15 protein-coding genes are annotated in these 18,551 nt (G+C 69.6%); 10 read left to right on the forward strand and 5 right to left on the reverse strand.

Translation table 11 applies throughout. The annotated features are described in order from the left end of the window. Window positions 1-108 precede the first annotated feature (108 nt). Window positions 109-564, forward strand: a complete 456-nt coding sequence (locus ACFYO1_RS24100) for a hypothetical protein (RefSeq protein ID WP_387234923.1) — start codon at window positions 109-111, stop codon at window positions 562-564. A gap of 81 nt (window positions 565-645) precedes the next feature. Here ACFYO1_RS24100 and ACFYO1_RS24105 read toward each other — a convergent pair whose 3' ends face one another. Continuing rightward, window positions 646-1,617 carry an MBL fold metallo-hydrolase gene (locus ACFYO1_RS24105; RefSeq protein WP_387234926.1) on the reverse strand — a complete coding sequence of 324 codons (972 nt, stop codon included), beginning with the start codon at window positions 1,615-1,617 and terminating at the stop codon, window positions 646-648. A gap of 155 nt (window positions 1,618-1,772) precedes the next feature. Between ACFYO1_RS24105 and ACFYO1_RS24110 the strand changes: the two genes are divergently transcribed. The 5 genes from ACFYO1_RS24110 to ACFYO1_RS24130 all read left to right on the forward strand — a co-directional run bounded on the left by ACFYO1_RS24110 (window position 1,773) and on the right by ACFYO1_RS24130 (window position 10,030). Then, window positions 1,773-2,012 (forward strand): acyl carrier protein, encoded by a 240-nt coding sequence (locus ACFYO1_RS24110; RefSeq protein ID WP_387234929.1) that lies wholly within the window; start codon window positions 1,773-1,775, stop codon window positions 2,010-2,012. Continuing rightward, a complete protein-coding gene (locus ACFYO1_RS24115; protein WP_387234932.1) occupies window positions 2,009-6,733 on the forward strand; it encodes a type I polyketide synthase in 4,725 nt (1,574 codons plus the stop codon). The genes ACFYO1_RS24110 and ACFYO1_RS24115 overlap by 4 nt, the downstream gene beginning before the upstream one ends. Continuing rightward, window positions 6,730-8,436 carry a fatty acyl-AMP ligase gene (locus ACFYO1_RS24120; protein ID WP_387234935.1) on the forward strand — a complete coding sequence of 569 codons (1,707 nt, stop codon included), beginning with the start codon at window positions 6,730-6,732 and terminating at the stop codon, window positions 8,434-8,436. The genes ACFYO1_RS24115 and ACFYO1_RS24120 overlap by 4 nt, the downstream gene beginning before the upstream one ends. A 62-nt stretch (window positions 8,437-8,498) precedes the next feature. Beyond that, complete coding sequence (locus ACFYO1_RS24125; protein WP_387234938.1) at window positions 8,499-8,888, forward strand: hypothetical protein; 390 nt, start codon at window positions 8,499-8,501, stop codon at window positions 8,886-8,888. Then, window positions 8,885-10,030: a cation:proton antiporter gene (locus ACFYO1_RS24130; RefSeq protein ID WP_387234941.1), complete on the forward strand. Its 1,146-nt coding sequence runs from the start codon at window positions 8,885-8,887 to the stop codon at window positions 10,028-10,030. The genes ACFYO1_RS24125 and ACFYO1_RS24130 overlap by 4 nt, the downstream gene beginning before the upstream one ends. 1 nt (window position 10,031) lies before the next feature. Here ACFYO1_RS24130 and ACFYO1_RS24135 read toward each other — a convergent pair whose 3' ends face one another. The 3 genes from ACFYO1_RS24135 to ACFYO1_RS24145 all read right to left on the reverse strand — a co-directional run bounded on the left by ACFYO1_RS24135 (window position 10,032) and on the right by ACFYO1_RS24145 (window position 11,772). After that, window positions 10,032-10,448 carry an RNA-binding S4 domain-containing protein gene (locus ACFYO1_RS24135; RefSeq protein ID WP_387234944.1) on the reverse strand — a complete coding sequence of 139 codons (417 nt, stop codon included), beginning with the start codon at window positions 10,446-10,448 and terminating at the stop codon, window positions 10,032-10,034. A gap of 3 nt (window positions 10,449-10,451) precedes the next feature. Beyond that, entirely contained in the window at window positions 10,452-11,057 is a 606-nt protein-coding gene (locus tag ACFYO1_RS24140) for a C40 family peptidase (protein WP_387235353.1), read from the reverse strand. A 436-nt stretch (window positions 11,058-11,493) separates the two neighbouring features. After that, window positions 11,494-11,772, reverse strand: coding sequence for a hypothetical protein (locus tag ACFYO1_RS24145; RefSeq protein ID WP_387234947.1), 279 nt, complete (start codon window positions 11,770-11,772; stop codon window positions 11,494-11,496). Between the two features lie 159 nt (window positions 11,773-11,931). Between ACFYO1_RS24145 and ACFYO1_RS24150 the strand changes: the two genes are divergently transcribed. From ACFYO1_RS24150 to ACFYO1_RS24165, 4 genes are all read left to right on the forward strand, one after another. After that, a complete protein-coding gene (locus tag ACFYO1_RS24150) occupies window positions 11,932-13,113 on the forward strand; it encodes an AAA family ATPase (protein WP_387234950.1) in 1,182 nt (393 codons plus the stop codon). Between the two features lie 162 nt (window positions 13,114-13,275). Further along, window positions 13,276-15,231 carry an acyl-CoA dehydrogenase family protein gene (locus tag ACFYO1_RS24155; RefSeq protein ID WP_387234953.1) on the forward strand — a complete coding sequence of 652 codons (1,956 nt, stop codon included), beginning with the start codon at window positions 13,276-13,278 and terminating at the stop codon, window positions 15,229-15,231. A 414-nt stretch (window positions 15,232-15,645) separates the two neighbouring features. Continuing rightward, window positions 15,646-16,611 (forward strand): alpha/beta fold hydrolase, encoded by a 966-nt coding sequence (locus ACFYO1_RS24160; protein ID WP_387234956.1) that lies wholly within the window; start codon window positions 15,646-15,648, stop codon window positions 16,609-16,611. Between the two features lie 257 nt (window positions 16,612-16,868). Next, window positions 16,869-17,156: a hypothetical protein gene (locus ACFYO1_RS24165; RefSeq protein ID WP_150400394.1), complete on the forward strand. Its 288-nt coding sequence runs from the start codon at window positions 16,869-16,871 to the stop codon at window positions 17,154-17,156. A 59-nt stretch (window positions 17,157-17,215) separates the two neighbouring features. Here the strand turns inward: ACFYO1_RS24165 and ACFYO1_RS24170 are convergent, their stop codons facing one another. Then, complete coding sequence (locus ACFYO1_RS24170; RefSeq protein ID WP_387234960.1) at window positions 17,216-18,439, reverse strand: acetyl-CoA C-acyltransferase; 1,224 nt, start codon at window positions 18,437-18,439, stop codon at window positions 17,216-17,218. Window positions 18,440-18,551: the final 112 nt, after the last annotated feature.

Raw genomic sequence — 18,551 nt, forward strand, 5'->3', positions numbered from 1 at the left:
CGCGTGGCGGCGTGTTTGAATGGATGTCGGCAACATGACAGCTACGGCCGAATCATGCTGTACCTGCACCGATTCGGCCGCTTCGCCTAGAGATCAGGAGCCAACTCGGTGAAATTCCTCCACCTGACGGCAGTCGCCGCGACCGCCCTCGCGGTAGTGGCCGGCACGGCCGGCTGCGGCGGCAACAACGAGACGGACCACTCGGCCCACGCCATGTCGACTGTCCAGCAAGCCCCCACCGCCGCCGTCAACCCCACGTCGGCCACCTCTCCCGGCCGCGCCACGTCCCCGGCGATCGCCACCTCACCGGCCGCCGTGGCCGACGTCGACTGCGGCCCGGTTACCGACGCGGGCGGCGGCACCCGCACCGTCACCGCCGTCGGCACCCCGGCAGGCCGGGTCGGCTGCACGGAAGCGATCAACGTCGCGACGAAATACGCGACCACGGTGAGCAATACCGACGCCCAGACCATCGAAGGCTGGCAGTGCAACGCCCAGCCCGACCCCGCCACCCCGTCCAAGTGCACCAAGGACGGCTTGATCATCGGCCTCCGCGCCAGCTGACGCGCTGATCGGACGCCGGGCCCACGCCTGCGGCCGGGCCCGGCGTGCTGCGCTCTGCCCGGCCGGCGGCGTCGTGGTACTTCAGCTCGCCCGAACCGCGCGGGCCAGGACCGCGTCGTAATCGTGGCTGGCGATTACCTCGACATCGGCCGGAAGGGCGTGCAGGCGCTGGATGGTGCGGAACGCGGCGTCGCGATCGGCGTCGAAGAGGTTGCCGGGCATCGGGGCCTTCTCGCGGATCAGCTTGACCTGCAAGGTGTTCCAGACGGCGTCGCCGGCGAGCAGCACCCGGGTGCCGTCGTCCACCGCGAGGAGCACGCCGATGCTGCCGGGGGTGTGGCCCGCCAGATCGACCAGGACGACGGCGCCGTCGCCGAACACGTCGTGGCTGCGCGGGAAGGTCAGCACGGGTGGGCCGTCGAGCTCGACCGGCGCGATGGACTGGCCGCGCAACGGTTCCCGGATGACGCCGATCGGCGCGGTGTCGCCGTGCATGGCCCACGCGTATTCGACCGCGGGAACGCGGAGTTCGATCGAATCCGGCAGCTCGAGCAGGCCGGCGACGTGGTCCCAGTGCAGGTGGGTGGCGAGGGTGAAATCGATATCGGAGACCGCGAGGTCGCGGGCCGCGAGCGCGTTGCTCAACCCGAGCACCGGCTTGTCCGGTGACACCAGCTTGCCTATCGGGAAGGGATGCCCCGGCAATACCCGCGTGTGCACGTCGGCGCAGATGGCGGGATCGACGAGGAACCTTGCCTGCGGATGCTCGACCAGGAACGCGCCCATCGACATCGGCAACTCGCGCAGGCTCCGCACACCCTCGGCGACGATGATGGCCGGCGCGGCCATCGTGGCCTGCGGCAGCGCGATCAGCCGGACCGTCGCGGTGGCCGTCGGCGCGGGCGCGGACACCAGACCGGCGAGAAACGCCTGGTCGGGTCGGCGCGGCCGGAGAAGCCGACTCGGGGTGGCGGCCAGTGCGGCGCAACACCGCACCAGCGTGCCGAGGGTTCCGGGGCGTCCATCGGCCGGCCGTGCGGAGTTATCGCTCACCTCGCCACGGTAGGCGATCGGCCGTGTCGGCGCAGGCCACGCAAAAGACTCTTCTCCATAGTGCGATATCTCGGCATAATCGCGGGTGGTACCTGGGCGGTAGAGACGAGCCGCCGATTCGGGGGTAGGCACGTCTCGGGATGGATCGGAGCTCGATGGTACGCAGTCGTGCGGCGCTCACGACCACGGCGGTGACGGCCGTGGCCGAGTTGCTCGGCGTCGACGCGACCGCCGTCTGCACCGACGCGCCGTTCACCGATCTGGGCCTGAGCTCCACCCAGCTGGCCCGGCTGACCGCGCGGCTCGAGGATGCCATGGGGTTCGAGGTCTCGTTGACCGCGATGTACGACTACCCCGACATAGACCAATTGGTCGAGTATCTCGCGATGCGATGACCGGGGTATCCATCGTCGGGATCGGCTGCCGGGTGCCGGGAGCCGACGGCGGCGACGAATTCTGGCGAATGCTGCTCGCCGGGCCGCCGCCGGCCGGCCGACGCGGCGGGTACCTGGCGGGCATCGACGCGTTCGACCACAAGTGGTTCGCCCTGCCCGAGCGGGAGAGCGCGCTGATGGATCCGCGGCAGCGGCTGGCCATGGAGGTCGCGGTCGAGGCCATCGACGATGCCGGGATCGGCTACCGCACAACGGGTTCCGGCGCGGCGGTGGTGTTCGGCGCGGGCGGCTACGGCATAGCCGTGCTCAACCGGGACGGATTCGACGCGCCCTACGCCGTTCCCAGTTTTGCGCCCGGCCTCATCGCCAATCGCCTGTCCCACGTGCTGGATCTACGCGGCCCGAGTCTGGTGCTGGACAGCGCGTGCTCGTCCTCGCTGGCCGCCGTCGACCTGGCGGTCCGGCTGGTCGCCGACGGCACGGCGCCGTTCGCGATCGCCGGCGGGGTCGATCTCCTGCCGCGTGTCTCGAACTATCCGGCGGACGGCGGTTTCCCGGGGACCGGCGGACGACCGGAACCGGTCGACGCGGCCGCGGACGGATATCCGCGGGCGGACGGCTGTGCGGTGGTGATCCTGCAACGCACCGAAGACGCGGTGCGCGAGGGCAATCGGGTGTACGCGGAGATCGCCGGGACGGCGGTGGGCTCGGGTGGACGCTCCGATGGGCTGCGGGCGCCGAACGGCGAAGCACAGCAGGAAACGGTGCGCGCCGCCTGGTCCCGCGCCGGACTCGAGCCGAGCAGCGCCGGATACTTCGAATGTCACGGCACCGGGCCGGCATTCGGCGATGCGATGGAGGTCGGTGCGCTGGCTTCCGTTGCCGCGCAGGGCACCTCGGCGCGCGCGGAGCCGATCTGGATCGGCTCGGCGACGTCCGCCATCGGGCACCTGGAAGCAGCCTCCGGCGTGGCCGGTGTGATCACAGCGGCATTGTCCATCCACCACGGTGTCATCGCGCCGATGAACAGCTTCCGGACCGGCGGCCCGCTGCCGGAGCAGGCCGGGCGCGAGCTGCGGGTGCCGGCCGCGGCCGTCGACTGGAGCGCGGTCCCGGTCGGCGAACGTCGCGCGGGGGTCAGCTCTTTCGGCTTCGGCGGCACCGCCGCGCACGCGGTGCTACGCGGAGTCGAACTGCCGCACGCGGTCCGCGCGGACGAACCGCCGGTGCTGATCTCGCTCACCGGTCGCGATACCGCGGAGCTGACGGCCGAGGCAGGCCGGTACGCCGAGCGACTCGAGGCGGGGGCCGAATCGTTGCGCGAGTTCGCCTCCGCCACCGCCAGATTGCTGCCGCAGCGGTCGCGGGCCTGCGTGCTGGTGCGCGATCGTGGCGACGCGCTGGAGCAGCTCCAGGCCGTCGCGCAGGGTGATTCGAGCGCGGCGCTGATCGGTCCGTCGGCGACCCGGCGCAAGGGTGGCGTGCTCTTCCTGTTCGCCGGGCAAGGCGGCCAGCACGTCGCGATGGGGCGAGCGCTCGCGGTGCGGCACAGTGTGTTCGCCGGTGCGTTGACCAAGGTCGCCGACGCGATCGTCGCGGCGGGCGGGCCGCGGGTCTGGACGCCGCGACACGGCTTCCCACTGACCGCCGCGGGCAATGGAAACCGGTCGCGCGCTATGGCACTTGTCCAGCCGGCGATCTTCGCGTTCCAGGTAGCGATGGCGGAATTGCTGACGGCGTGGGGCATTCGGCCGGACGCGGTGGCGGGGCACGGGCTCGGGGAGATCGCCGCGGCCGTCGTCGGTGGCGCGTTGTCGCTGGCCGACGCGGCGCTGATCGTGGTGCGGCGCGGCCGGATCGTGGCGGCGCCGGACGATCGAACGGCGATGGCGCTGCTGACCGCGGCGCCGTTCGAGGCGGTGAAGCTGGTGGAACCGATGCGGGCGCAGGTCGGCATCGCGGCGGTGAACGGTCCACGGTCGGTGGTCGTTTCCGGTATCCCGCGCTACATCGACACGCTCATCCGGCGGGCCAAGCGCCGCGATATGCCCGCGCTGCGGATCGCGGACGACGACGCCACCGCCTACAGTCCGCTTGCCGCCCCCGTGCCGCCCGAGTTCGTCGAAGCGCTGGCGGATCTGCGGCCGGTGCCGCCGCGAATCCCGCTGTACTCCACCGCCCGCCGCGCCGAATTGATCACCACGGCAGCGATGGACGGCACCTATTGGGCCGAGAATGCCTCGGGAACAGTCGAACTCGCCGCGGCACTGGAACGCGCGGCCGCCGACGGGCTTTCGACGGTGCTGGAGATTTCGCCGCATCCCGTGCTGACCCCGGCGGTGCGTGAGTATCCCGAGTTCCGCGACGCGACGCATCCGGCGGCGTCGCGCGATGACGAGGCAGGCGCGTTTCTCGCCTGCCTGGCCCGGCTGCACCTCGAGGGCCGGCCGATCGACTGGTCGGCGCAGGGGCCGTTCGGCACCCCGTCGCGACGCACGTGGCGCAAGCGCGTCTTCCCGCTGGGCGCGTCCTGGCCCGAACCGGAGAGCTCCGAAACAGTCTTTCCCCCTGACGATCTCACCGATCACGTGATTCACGGCGAACCGATCGTGCCGACCGCGTTCTGGCTGCGCAGGCTGCTGCATCTGGCGCGCGGCACGGTGCTCACCGATTTCACGGTGCACGAACGGACCGCGCTCTCGGCGCTGCCGGAGGTCGGCTATCGCCGCGGCGGCGACGGAAGCGTACGGGCGGAGGTCGCGGAGGTCGCAGCGCTGGCATCGGCTCGGCCCGCCGGTGACCCCACACCCGCGGATATCGTCGCATGGATGCGGGTGGTGGACGCCAACCGGGCTGGGCGACACCGGATGCGGCTCATCGCGCCCGCCGCCTTCTATGCCGAACTGCATCGGCTGCGGCTGGAGTACGGGCCGCGGTTCCGGGTGCTGCGCGGCATCGCGACCGCACCGGACAGCGCGATCGGCCTGTTCGACGTCGCCGAATTGCACAGCACCGCAACGCTGAGCGGGTGCCTGCAAGCGCTGACGGCGCCCGGGTACGACGAGGTGCCCGCCGGCGCGCTCCCGTTGCCGGTCGCTATCGCCTCCGCGTGGTTGTCCGCCGAACCGAATCGGACGGTCCTCGAGGTACACGCGTTCGTCCGCGAGCGCACGGTCACCGGCCTGGTCGGCGACGTCATCGGGACCGACCAGCACGGTGTGCCGTGCCTCGCGCTGTCCGGCGTGCGCATCCGGTTCGCCGGATCGGATTCTCCGGCGCGGGCCGCCGCGGCGCCGCGAAAGGCCGATCGCCCCATCCCTTTCCGCGAGCAGTCCTGGCAGACTGTCGATCCCGGGTTCTTCGACGGTGCACGCGATCGGATGGCCGAGCGCGCCTTGGTGATCGGCGATTCGGACCTCGCTCGCCGGCTGGCGGGCACGCTGGCGGACAGCCTCCCCACCGATCGGGTTCCGCGCGAGCCCGACGCGCCGCGGCCGCTCATCACCGACCTGCCGCTGGGCGGCTCCGCCGGCGCGCGCACCGCGGTGGTCCTGGTCTGGCCGACCGAAACAGATCCGGCGGCAACCCACTCCGATCCCATCGGCCCTGGCCGCAATGCCGCCGCGACGACCTGCCGGGTCCTGGATCTGCTCCAGCGGGTGCACGCCGATCCCGGCACCGCGTCCCTCACGGTCATCCTGCCGGAACCCACGGCGGTCCACCCGCATCGGGTCGATCCCGAAATCCTGGCCGCGCCACACGCGATCGCCGGTCTGGTCCGTTCCCTGCAACTCGAATCCAGCCGCGCGGTGCGCCTGATCTGGACCGATGCGGACTCGCGGAGCGTGACACTGCTCCGCCGCTCGGTGACGGACCTACCGCGCACCGCGACTGCTGACGAATTGCGCTGCGTCGCAGGTAGCCTCGCCATCCTCGGGTTCACGCCCGCGCGACTCCGATCGACCTCGGCCGGCATCGACGCCGCCGGAACCTACGTGGTCACCGGCGGATTGGGCACGATCGGCGCCGTCGCGGTGCGCTGGCTGCTCGATTCCGGAGCCCGCGACGTAGTGATCCTCACCCGTGCGCCCCGCCCCGTGCCGCCGCTGCTCGACGGATTGGAGGACCGGATCGTCGTGGTCCGCTGCGATACCGCCGACCGGCGCGATCTGGCCAACGCGCTCAACGACATCCGCGAATGCGGCTCGACCATTCGCGGCCTGGTGCACGCGGCGGGCACGACCACGAAGGCTAGCTTCGATGCCACCACACCCGACCTGCTGACCACGGCGTTCTCCGCCAGACTGACCGCGGCCGGCAACCTGATCGAGCTCAGCGCGGCCGACCCGACCGACTTCATCCTGCTGTTCTCCTGCGCCACCGGCGCGTTCGGCGCACCCGGCCGGGCCGCCGACGCCGCAGCCGGCGCCGCGATGGATTCCCTTGCTCTGACCTATCCGGGGCGGGGTGTGCTCAGCGTCGGCTGGGGTCGATGGGCGACCGGTTCGCTCGCGGCGATCCGGCAGGCGGGCATCGCCGCATTCGACCCTCGGCACGATGCCGGGCTGCTGTCCGAACTGCTGCGATATCCCGGGACCTATCTCTCGGCAGTGGACTACGCTCCGACCGCCGACACCTCTGCGTTGGCGGTGCGCCTCTCGAACCTCCTCGGCACCGCGCCGCTCGATCGGCCGGCCGCACACCCCGGCGAGGCCTCGTGACCGCCTGCAACAGCCTCGCCGCGCGGATCGCCGAGCTGGCCACGATCCGACCGGACGACATCGCCTACACCGAGCTGCGCTATCGCATGCACGAACGGCTGCCCGTCTCGATGACCTACGCCGGCCTGCACTGCGCCGCAGGCGAACTCGCCGCGCGACTGCGGGAGGGGAGCGCACCGGGCGACCGGATCGCCATCCTCTGCGCGCACGGACTCGACTACGCCGTCGCCTTTCTCGCCTGCCTGTACAGCAATCGCATTGCCGTGCCGCTGTTTCCGGTGGCGGGCCCGCGCAACAAGGAGCGGCTGCTCGCGGTGCTGGCCGACGCGCGACCGGCGCTCGCCCTGCTGTCCCACGGCGACTCGGCCCGCGCGTCGATCCTCGGTCCGGCGCTCGGCGCGGTGATCGAGCTCGCCGCGGATGTCACCGCGCCCCTGGTGGATTCGCCCGCACCGGTCATCGATCCGATCCGGACCGAGCTCGCCTATCTCCAGTACACCTCGGGCTCGACCCAGTCCCCCGCCGGCGTCCGGGTCACCCACGCGAACCTGACCACAGCGCTGGAACAACTGTGCCAGGCGCTGCGACCGGCGCCCGGCAAACCCATCCTGACCTGGCTGCCGTTCTTCCACGACATGGGTCTCATCCTCGGCCTGTCGCTGCCGCTCTATTGCGGCGTACCCGGCTTGACCATGTCCCCCGCGGAATTCGCGAAGCGGCCGATCCGGTGGCTGCGCGCCGTGAGCGACTATCGCGCGGGCATCACCGGCGGCCCCAATTTCGGTCTGGGCCTGACGGTTTCCGCGACCACACCGCAGGAGCGCGCCGGACTCGACCTGTCCTGCCTGGACATGCTGCTCAACGGCTCCGAACCGGTCCGGGCCGACGCGCTCGCCGAATTCACCGATACCTTCGCCGAATACGGTTTCCGCCACCGGGCGCACACCCCCGGCTTCGGCCTGGCCGAGGCCACGCTGACCGTGACCATCGGCGACTGGCAGGCCGACCCGGTGGCACAGCACTTCGACCGCAGCGCGCTCGCCGAAGGCCGGGCGGTCCGGCTCGCGCAATCCCTCGGCGGCACACCGCTGGTCGGCTGCGGCGCCCCGGTCGGACAGGACGTGCGCATCGTGCACCCGGTGTCCTGCGCCGAGCTGCCCGCCGGCCGGGTCGGCGAGATCTGGGTGGCCGGCGCCAACGTCTGCGACGGCTACTACGGCAGACCCGATGCCACCGCCGAGACCTTTCACGCCACTCTGCGCGGCAGCGACGCCGACTGGCTGCGCACCGGCGACCTCGGCTTCTGGTTCGACGAGCAGCTCTACATCGCGGGCAGGCGCAAAGACGTGATCGTGGTCGACGGACGCAACCACTTCCCGGCCGACATCGAGGCGACCGTCGAGGCCTGCGCGGTGGAGATCCGGCCGGGACACGTGACGGCGTTCGGGTACGACGACGGGCGTCGCGAGGATCTGGTGATCGTGGCCGAGCTGCGCGTCGTCGAGGCCACCGAGCCCGCCGAGCTCTCGGTGCTCGCCCGCCGGATCCGCACCGCGGTCGCGGCCGCGCACGAGGTGATACCGGGTTCGGTGATGCTGGTCGAGCCGGGCCGAATCCCCAAGACCACCAGCGGCAAGCTGCGCCGCGGCGAGTGCCGGGCCCGGTATATCGCCGGGCAGCTCGCCCCGGTGGCGATGATCTGAGCCGTTCCGAAACACCGTCGAGGTCCCGCCGATCCGGGCCACGGGCCGCGATGATGAGGTGTATGGCGACCGACAGCATCTCCGTGCAGTGGAAAGACGAGCCGGAGGAGCACGACTACCCGGCAGCCGCCGACTACCTGGAGTTGCTGGCCGGGCCGAAGGTGGTCAGCGCCGTGGTGGACGATCTGCGTGCGGGTCCCATCGTGCACAAGAAGGCCAAGGACATTCTGCGCGCGGCCCGGCTCGAGCTGCTACCACCGGAGAATCCGCATGTCCGGCGAGACCTCATCAAGATCAACAACGGTAAGTCGCTGTCCCCGATTCTGCTGGTGCGCGGCGATTTCCGCACCGGTACGCCGATGGTGATCGCCGACGGCTACCACCGGGTCTGCGCGATCCACTGGGCCGACGAGAACATCGCGATTCCGGCGAAGATCGCCGCCATGCCGTGACCTTCTCCACCCTCGCACTCGTCCTCGCGCTCGGCCTGTTCGGGCCGCTGCTCGCACTGCGCAGTTCGTGGCACCTGCCGGTGATCCTCGGCGAGGTGATCGCCGGAATCGTGTTCGGCGCCACCGGGTTCGGCGTGCTGCACAGCGCCGACCCGATCTTCACGTTTCTAGCGGACATGGGCTTCGCGGTGGTCATGTTCGTCGCGGGAACCCATGTGCCGGTGCGTGATCCGGCGGTGCGGTCGGCCCTCAGGGTCGGCGTCGTCCGTGCCGTGCTTGTCGGATTGCTCGCTGCCGCAGTGGGATTCGGTATCGCGCGCTGGTTCGATACCGGACACGGCGCCATGTATGCGGTGCTGCTCGCGTCCTCGTCGGCGGCGCTGGTGCTGCCGATCATCGACTCGCTCGGGCTGGCGGGCACGCCGGTACTGGCGCTGACCGCGCAGGTGGCGGTCGCCGATACCGCCTGCGTGGTGGCGCTGCCGTTGGCGATCGACCCAGAGCACGCGGGGCGTGCGGCGCTCGGCGCCCTGGCGGTCGCCGCCTGCGGCATCGTGCTCTTCGTGGTGCTGCGCCGGCTGGAGCAGTCGGGTGCGCGGCGCCGGGCCCATCGGTTGTCCGAGGATCGCAAGCTCGCCCTCGAATTGCGGGTGAGCCTCGCGGTCCTGTTCGCGCTGTGCGCGGTGGCCACCCAGACCCGGGTGTCGATCATGTTGGCGGGCTTCGCCGCCGGGCTCGCGGTGGCCGCGATCGGCGAGCCGCGGCGGGTGGCCCGGCAACTGTTCGCGATCAACGACGGCTTCCTCGGGCCGCTGTTCTTCGTCTGGCTCGGCGCTCGGCTCAACCTGCGCGACTTCGGCGACCATCCGCGCCTCATCGCGCTCGGTCTGGCGCTCGGCGTCGGCGCGGTGCTGGTTCACCTGATTCCGCGGCTGATCGGGCAGCCGGTCGGCTACGGGGCGCTCGCGGCGGCGCAGATCGGCGTTCCGGTCGCGGCGGTCACCGTCGGCACACAGCTGCATGTGCTGGTGCCGGGGGAGGCGGCGGCGTTGATGCTCGGCGCGCTGTGCACCATCGCCGTGGCGGCGGTGGCGGCGAATCGATTGGCCGCCAAGGCAGTGGCGAAGCCGACCTCGGCTTGACTCAGCTCTCGGTGCGGCCGAGGAGGCGATCCGTTTCGCGCCGTTCGCGTTTGGTGGGCCGGCCGGATCCGCGGTCACGGCGCGGCAGGGCGGCGAGGATTTCGCGCGAGGGTGGCGGCGGGCTGCGGTCGATCAGGCATTGCGCGGCGACCGGGGCGCTGACCCGCTTGGTGATGATCTGCTCGACGATCACGATGCGTTCGACGCCGCTCAGGCGGATGCGCACCTCGTCGCCGGGTTTGACCGGCTGGGCAGGCTTGGCCGCGACGCCGTTGACGCGGACGTGTCCGCCCCGGCAGGCCTCGGCGGCAGCGGATCTGGTTTTGAACAGGCGCACGGCCCAAGTCCATGAATCGACTCGGGCCTGCGTCGTGGTGCTCTTTCCGTTCGCACGGATGCCGTTTTCGGCGGGGGTCACTCGTTAAACGATACGGCGTGCGGTAACCACATCGCCGGCGCGGAGCGGAGTGTAGGAGACGGGCGAGCCGGACTGAACGGCGTTGAGCAGCTTGCCGTCACCCGCGTAGATGCCGACGTGGCCGCCGCCGTTGGTCACGACGATGTCGCCGGGCTGCAGGTTCTGGAAGGCCACCGGAGCGCCGACGTGCGACTGCTCGAAGCTGGTGCGGGGGAGTTCGACGCCGGCCTGCCGGTAGGCCCACTGGACCAGACCCGAGCAGTCGAAGTTGGAGGGGCCTGCGGCACCCCAGGAGTACATCGCGCCGACCTTGGTCTTGGCCGCGTCGAGCGCGATATCGCTGGCACTGGGGGCGGGGTTGAACAGACCGGGCATGTTCGGCGCGAAGTTCGGTACGCCTGGCGCCGCCTGCTGCTGCGGTGCGCCGGGAACCTGCGCGTTCGGCATGGCCGACACGGCCTGCTGGATCTGCTGGTTGAGCTGCTGGACCGGCGCTTCGTATTCCTGCGGCACAGGAACATCGAAGTTACCGAGTCCGGGAACGTTGATGGTTGCCGCCATCGCGGGGATCGCGGGCATCGCGCCGGTTGTCGCGGCCACCGCGCCCATGACGAGGGCACCCTTGACGGAATTCGGCAAGCGCGAATCCCGCTGCATGCTGTGTTTACCCACCGAGCTACGTCTCCGATCTTCGTACTCTCCCGCCGACCGGTGAGCGACCAGTAAATGGCCGCAAGGAATCACCCAGTCGAACACTGCGGGTGTTCCCGGCGCGGCAGGCGGGAAGATGGCCCCGACGGCCGCTGAGGCGGTAACTCTGTGGCGCCGCTTCTCTTTCGAAACGACAGGACTCCACTAAGTCACGAAGAGATTACGATGCCGACGCGGTGTTGTCCAGCGCACAGACCTGGTAGTTTTCCCGTCCCGGCAAACTCCCTGGACGATCGCCCGGAATCGCGACACGCCCACTGGGTCACGACACGATATCGGCGAATAAGTGTCCGTTACCGATCGGCGGCAAATGTCCGAATCGTCCTTCGCTAATTCAGGATTCGCGGTCGTCGGCCGCCGCGCCGTCGCGGTCGGCGAGCGCCCGCTCGAGGTCGGCGATCCGGCGCCGCGCATCGGCGAGACCGACCTCCAGGTGCCCGAGCGCCATCACCAGCGGCCCGACCGCGAGGTCCGCGACCAGCTGCGGATCGTCATAGCCCTGCCCTATCGCCGCCAGGATGTTGGCCCGGATGCGGTGCGCCACCGTCGCTCCCGTCGGCACGTTCCAGGATTGGACCACCTCGGCGGTGGTCGGGGTGGGTTCGTCGGACATGACCCTCCGATACTCGCTGGAAACGCCAGCAGCGTAATGACTTCCGTGCCCATCTCAACCGTGCGAGAGCCATCGTGCAATACCGGCCGCTAGCAATATCTAGGACACGCCGTAGATACCGACAGATTTCGCGGACATAACGGGCTACGGTGTTAGGGCATGGACCCCGTGCGGAATCCGTATGCTCCCGGAGCCGGACAGCGCCCACCCGAATTGGCCGGGCGCGACAAGCAACTCACCGCTTTCGACATCGTGCTGGAACGCATCGCGCGCGGCCGGCCGGAACGCAGCGTCATGCTCACCGGCCTGCGCGGCGTCGGAAAAACGGTGCTGCTCAATCAACTTCGCTCGGCCGCCATCTCGCGCGGCTGGGGCACCGGCAAGATCGAGGCGCGGCCGGATCAGGAACTGCGCCGTCCGCTGTCCTCCGCGCTGCACATGGCGGTCCGCGCGATCGCCATGGCGCACCGCAACCCGGAACGGGTCGACGACTTCCTCGGCATCCTCAAGGCGTTCGCGTTGCGGGCCACCGCGGACAAGGGGATGCGCGAACGCTGGCAGCCGGGCATCGACGTCCCCGCGGTCACCGGCCGCGCGGATTCCGGCGATATCGAGATCGACCTGGTCGAGCTTCTGGTCGAGGCGGCGGCGCTGGCCGCCGAAATCGGTGTCGGCATCGCGATTTTCATCGACGAGATGCAGGATCTGAGTCCGGCCGACATCTCCGCGATCTGCGGGGCCTGCCACGAATTGAGCCAGGACACCGCGCCGTTGATCGTGGTCGGCGCCGGCCTGCCGCATCTGCCCGCGGTGCTGTCCGCGTCGAAGAGTTACTCCGAGCGCCTGTTCAGTTACCACCGCATCGATCGGCTCGACCGCGAATCCGCCGACCTCGCGCTGATCGCGCCCGCCGAGCGCGAGGAGGTGAAGTTCACCGACGAAGCGCTGGATGCGCTCTACCACAAGGCCGATGGTTACCCGTACTTTGTCCAGGCCTACGGCAAGGCCGCCTGGGATCAGGCGCCGGAGAGTCCGATCTCCGCGGAGGATGTCGAGGTGGCCTCGCCGACCGCGGAGGAGGAGCTGGCGGTCGGCTTCTTCGGCTCCCGCTACGAACGGGCAACGCCGGCCGAGCGAGAGTACATGCGCGCCATGGCCGATCTGGCCGGCGACGACGGTCCGGTGGCGACCTCGGCGGTGGCCAGCGAACTCGGGCGCAAACCCGCCTCGCTCTCGCCGGCCCGGGACGGGCTGATCAAGAAGGGCCTCATCTATTCGGCCGAGCGCGGCACGATCGGGTTCACCGTGCCGCACTTCGGTCGCTACCTACGCAGCGTGTGAGGTCGAAACCGGGCAATACGGCCATCGTCGGATAGCTCCTTATTAGCTTGTCTACCAAGATCATTAGAGATCGATAGAAATCAATCGACCTGCGGCCCTACCGGCGGGTAACTAAAGTTCCTACACTCGAATGTGATCCTGATCACGTCCGAGGAGGACATCATGGCGACAGCCGCGAAAGTCGACGCCACCGAAGAACAGGCCCGAGCACTGGTCGAGGAATCTCGCGAAACCACCTGGGCCAAACCATCCTTCGCGAAGGAGATGTTTCTCGGCAGGTTCCGGCTCGATCTGATCCACCCGTACCCCCAGCCGGGGTCCGCGGACGCCGCCCGCACCGAGGCCTATCTGGCCAGGCTGCGCCCGTTCTGCGAATCCATCGACGGCCGGGTGATCGAGGCGGAGGGCCGGATCCCGGACGAGTACGTCAAGGGGCTCGCCGAGCTCGGCTGCTTCGGGCTGAAGATCCCGGAATCCTATGGCGGACAGGGCCTTTCCCAGTTCGGCTACAACCGTGCGCTGATGCTGGTCGGCTCGGCGCACCCGAGTCTGGGCGTGCTGCTGTCGGCGCATCAGTCCATCGGCGTGCCCGAACCGCTGAAGCTGGCCGGCACCGACGAGCAGAAGGCCGAGTTCCTGCCGCGCTGTGCCGCCGGCGCGGTCAGCGCGTTCCTGCTCACCGAGCCCGACGTCGGCTCCGATCCGGCCCGGATGGCCAGCACCGCGACCCCGGTCGAGGACGGAACGGCGTACGAGCTCAACGGCGTCAAGCTGTGGACCACCAACGGGGTGGTCGCCGAGCTGCTGGTGGTGATGGCCAGGGTGCCGAAGAGCGAAGGGCATCGCGGCGGCATCTCCGCGTTCGTGGTCGAGGCCGATTCGCCGGGCATCACGGTCGAGCGGCGCAACGCGTTCATGGGCCTGCGCGGCATCGAGAACGGCGTCACCAGGATGCACAACGTGCGGGTGCCGCGGGCGAATCTAATCGGGCGCGAGGGAGACGGCCTCAAGATCGCGCTCACCACGCTCAACGCGGGCCGGCTCGCCATCCCGGCGCTGTGCACGGCATCGGCGAAGTGGTCGCTGAAGATCGCCAGGGAGTGGAGTACCGAGCGGGTGCAGTGGGGCAAGCCGGTCGGCGAGCACGAGGCGGTCGGCCAGAAGATCTCCTTCATCGCCGCGACCACCTACGCGCTCGAGGCCGCGCTCGACCTGTCCGCCGCCATGTGCGACGAGGCGCGCAACGACATCCGGATCGAGGCGGCGCTGGCCAAGTTGTGGGCCAGCGAGATGAGCTGCACCATCGCCGACGAGCTGGTGCAGATCCGCGGCGGCCGCGGTTACGAGACGGCCGCCTCGCTCGAGGCGCGCGGCGAGCGTGCGGTCGGCGCCGAACAGCTGGTCCGCGATCTGCGGATCAATCGCATCTTCGAGGGTTCCAGTGAGATCATGCGGCTGCTGATCGCCAGGGAGATGGCCGACGCGCACATGTCCGCGGCGGGCGCGCTGGTCGACCGCAACGCCGAGTTCAAGGACAAGGCGAAGGCCGCGGTCGGCGCGACCGGCTTCTACGCCAAGTGGTTCCCGCAGCTCGCGGTCGGTTCCGGCACCGTACCCGCCACCTATACCGAATTCGGCACGCTGGCAAAGCATCTGCGGTTCGTCGAGCGCAGCTCGCGCAAGCAGGCCAGGTCCCTGATGTACGCGATGGGCCGCTGGCAGGCCGGCCTGGAATACAAGCAGAACTTCCTCGGCCGGATCGTCGACATCGGCGCCGAACTGTTCGCCATGTCCGCGTCCTGCATGCGCGCCCAAGCCCTGCGCACCGCAGGCGCACCGGAGGCCACCGCCGCGACCGAACTCGCGGACGTCTTCTGCAAGCAATCCCGAGTCCGCATCCGCCGGCTGTTCGACGCACTCTGGGACAACACCGACGACGACGACCGCACCCTCGCCCGCGGCGTCCTCACCGGCCGCTACACCTGGCTGGAGGAAGGCGTCTTCGACCCGAGCGAAGGCACCGGCCCGTGGATCGCCGAATGGCAACTCGGCCCCTCCACCGAACAAAACCTCCTCCGCCCCTTCCTCCCCTCCACCCGCACCCCCGCCACCCCCTGACCAAACGCTCGGCCGCCCCCCGGACGTCACGCCCGCTCCCTGCCCCATGACGTGACGTCCGGCGGGCGCCTTGCCGAATATCCACTAGTATCGGCAAATCACTAGATAGACATAGATTTTCCTCATCGGGAGAGGAGCCAATTAGAGGAATCTAGGGGACTCTAGAAAATCCCTTCGATAGACCGATATTCGGCAAGTCACGACCGGGTATGGGCTTCTACCGGAATCTAGCCTCTGCGCTAGCGATTCGTAGATTCTTCGATCGGGGTGGGTGGGTGGGGGTGGACGTGCATCCTGTGCATCGGTTGGACAACTTGTCCGTAACGGGGGGTATGGGCTGGTAACGCGGGGGAAATGTCTATCGACAACCGGGCTAGAACGCTCCGCAAGGATGCACCCTCCTAGGAGGACGTCATGTCCACGACGATCGCCCGCTGCGCCGCCGATTACGACGGGCACCGTGTCACGGTGCCGGCCGAGGACGGGATCCCCATCTCGGTTCGCACGTTCGGGACCGAGGCCGCGTCACTCACCGTGGTTTTCGTGCACGGCCACTGCCTGCGCACCGAATCCTGGTCTTTTCTGCGTGCTCAACTACTGCGGCAGTGGGGCGCGGAGACCCGGATGGTCTTCTACGACCATCGCGGGCACGGCGAATCCGGTCAGGCCGATCCTTCGACATACACCATCGACCAGCTCGGCCGCGATCTCGACACCGTGCTGCGGACGGTCGCGCCGGCCGGGCCGGTGATCCTGGTCGGGCACTCGATGGGCGCGATGGTGGTGCTCGCCTACTCCCGGTTGTTCCCGGAGACGATCGGTACCCGGATCGTCGGCGTCGGCCTGATCGCGGGCGCCGCGAACGGGCTCACCGAGGTGGGGCTGGGGCGGTTCCTGAAGCGGCGGGCGGTGAACTCGCTGCAGGTGGCGGTGGTCCGCGCGCCACGGGTCATGCAAGGTTCGAAGCGGATGTCGCGCCGGATCTTCGAGCCGATCATGCGCGCGGCGAATTCCGGGACCCGGCGGGTGAATCCGCGGATGGTCGCGGTCGCCACCGCCATGCTGAACGACACCCCGCTGCTGACCATGTCGAGCTTCCTCGCCTCGCTGATCACCTTCGACGAGACCGCGACCCTGCACCGGCTCGGCGCCATCCCGGCGCTGGTGCTGGCCGGCACCGCGGACATCATGGTGCCGTTCACGCACTCGGTGGTGCTCGCCTCGCAGCTGGCCGGTTCGCGACTGGTGCCGCTCGAAGGTGCGGGGCACAGCGTGATCTTCGAGCGCGCCGAAGAGGTCGCGCTGTCCATCGTCGGCTGGGTCGATCAGGTCGTCGGCGGACTGCGCGGGCAGGGGCCGGAGTACGCCGTCGCCGGATGAATGCTGGGCGGCGCGCGACCACCGAAGTTGACCGATCGGTGGTTCACACCAAGCGCGCCGGCCGGACTCGGGCAACACTTGGGCGAACTGCCGAAGATTCGCAGCTGGCGAGCCAGATCCGAATTCTTTCTGTACTGTGTTAAAGATCACGTTGTGTGGTGAGTCACACGGCTTGGTGCAGCGCGCTTCCAGGCAGACCATGGAAGTACCCGTTACCCACCGAGTTCGCATGTCTGCCAGGAACACAGGAGGTATCGATGACACGCAGCGAAATCGCGGAACTCCGCTACACGGTCGGCCAGCTCCGGCAATCCATCGGCGCATTGCGCAGCCACTACGGCGACGCCAATATGGTGCGGCGGCTGGAGAACGACCTCGAGCGGCTCGTCATCGACGCCGACGAGCTCGAGCAGTCGCCGCCGCCGGAAATCCGGCGCCGCCCGCAGGACACCATCTACGTCCCGGACAGCAAGTCCGACGAGGCGGCCTGGATGGGTGCGCAGGACGAGGGCCTGGGCTTCCACTCGCGCCCGCGGACCGAGTAACCCGAACCGACTTCGCGGGCCTGCGCCGTGCCGGTGAGTCCGCGAAGTTCTGTTCGCGGTCAGGCGCGGTGCTTGCCGAACCGGCGATTCGGCCGGGCGCCGTGGAACCTGGCGCCGCGCGGGGTCTCGACGATCGGCGCGGACCCGGCCGACTCGAACAAGGCCGCGATGCCGTGGTCATGGCCGAGGGCGATCGCTTCCAGCCCGTAGTTGCCACCGGTGCGCGCGAGCTCGTGCAGCATCGTGGTCATGATCCGCAGGCCGGTGGCGCCGACCGGGTGACCGAGAGCGATGGCCGAGCCGTTCACGTTGAGCCGGTCGCTCGGATCGAAATCCCATTCCTTGGCCAGCGCAAGCACTTCCACCGCGAAACCCTCGTTGATCTCGACCAGATCGATGTCGTCCAGGTCGATACCGGTCCGGCCGAGCAGCTTCGCCACCGCGGGCGCCGCGCCGAGCGACGCGGCCGGCGAATCACATCCGGCCGCGGCCCAGCCCACCAGATACGCCATCGGGGTCAGCCCGAGATCGACGAGGCGGTCCTCGGCGACCACCAGGCAGGCCGACGCGCCGTGCCGGTGCGCACTCATGTTGCCCGCGGTCACCACACCGTTGACCAGCAGCGGGCGCAACGCGGCCAGGGTGTAGGTGGACACGTCGTCACGCAGGCCCTCGTCGCGCAGAATCCGGTGTCCCCCAGTGCCTTCGAGGCCAGGGTCGGCCCAGCCCGGTTCGTCCAGCACGCCGACCGGAATCACCTCGGCGGCAAAGGTTCCCTGCCGCCAGGCACGCGCGGCCTTGCGATGACTGGCCACCGCGAACTCGTCGGCCTCGGTCCGGCTGATGCCGTAATAGCGGGCCACGTCCTCGGCGTTCAGCAGATCGGACCGGCTGGCCGATTCCCCGTGGCAGGCAGGAGCATCCGCGGCGCACTCCACGCCGCCGGCCACCACGACATCGGCCGCGCCGGTCTGCACCATCATGGCCGCGGTGATCACCGCCTGGAGCCCGCTGCCGCAGCGTCGATCGGTCAGGAAACCGGGCACGGCGAACGGCAGACCCGCGCCGCGCGCGGCCAGCCTGCTCAACTCCGGGCCGGTAGCCAGACCGCCGTCGATGCACGCCATGGCGACGTCCTCGATGCGCATCGGGTCGATGCCGGAGCGTTCGATCACCGCCGACAGCACCGTCGAAGCCATCCATTCCGGCGGCATTCCGGACAGCGCACCCCCTTCGATCCCACTCGGCGTACGCACCGGCGCGACGATCGCGGCTCTTCTCATCTTGGTACTCCTTCCCCCGGCCGAGCGCTGCGTCCGATCAGCGGCGTTCGCAGTCCCTCCGTGGTTACGCAGGCTGCCGCCTTCGGGACCGATGCTCACGCCGCGGGCGGAC

It is taken from the genome of Nocardia sp. NPDC006044 (genome assembly GCF_042871115.1).
Taxonomy (GTDB): domain Bacteria; phylum Actinomycetota; class Actinomycetes; order Mycobacteriales; family Mycobacteriaceae; genus Nocardia.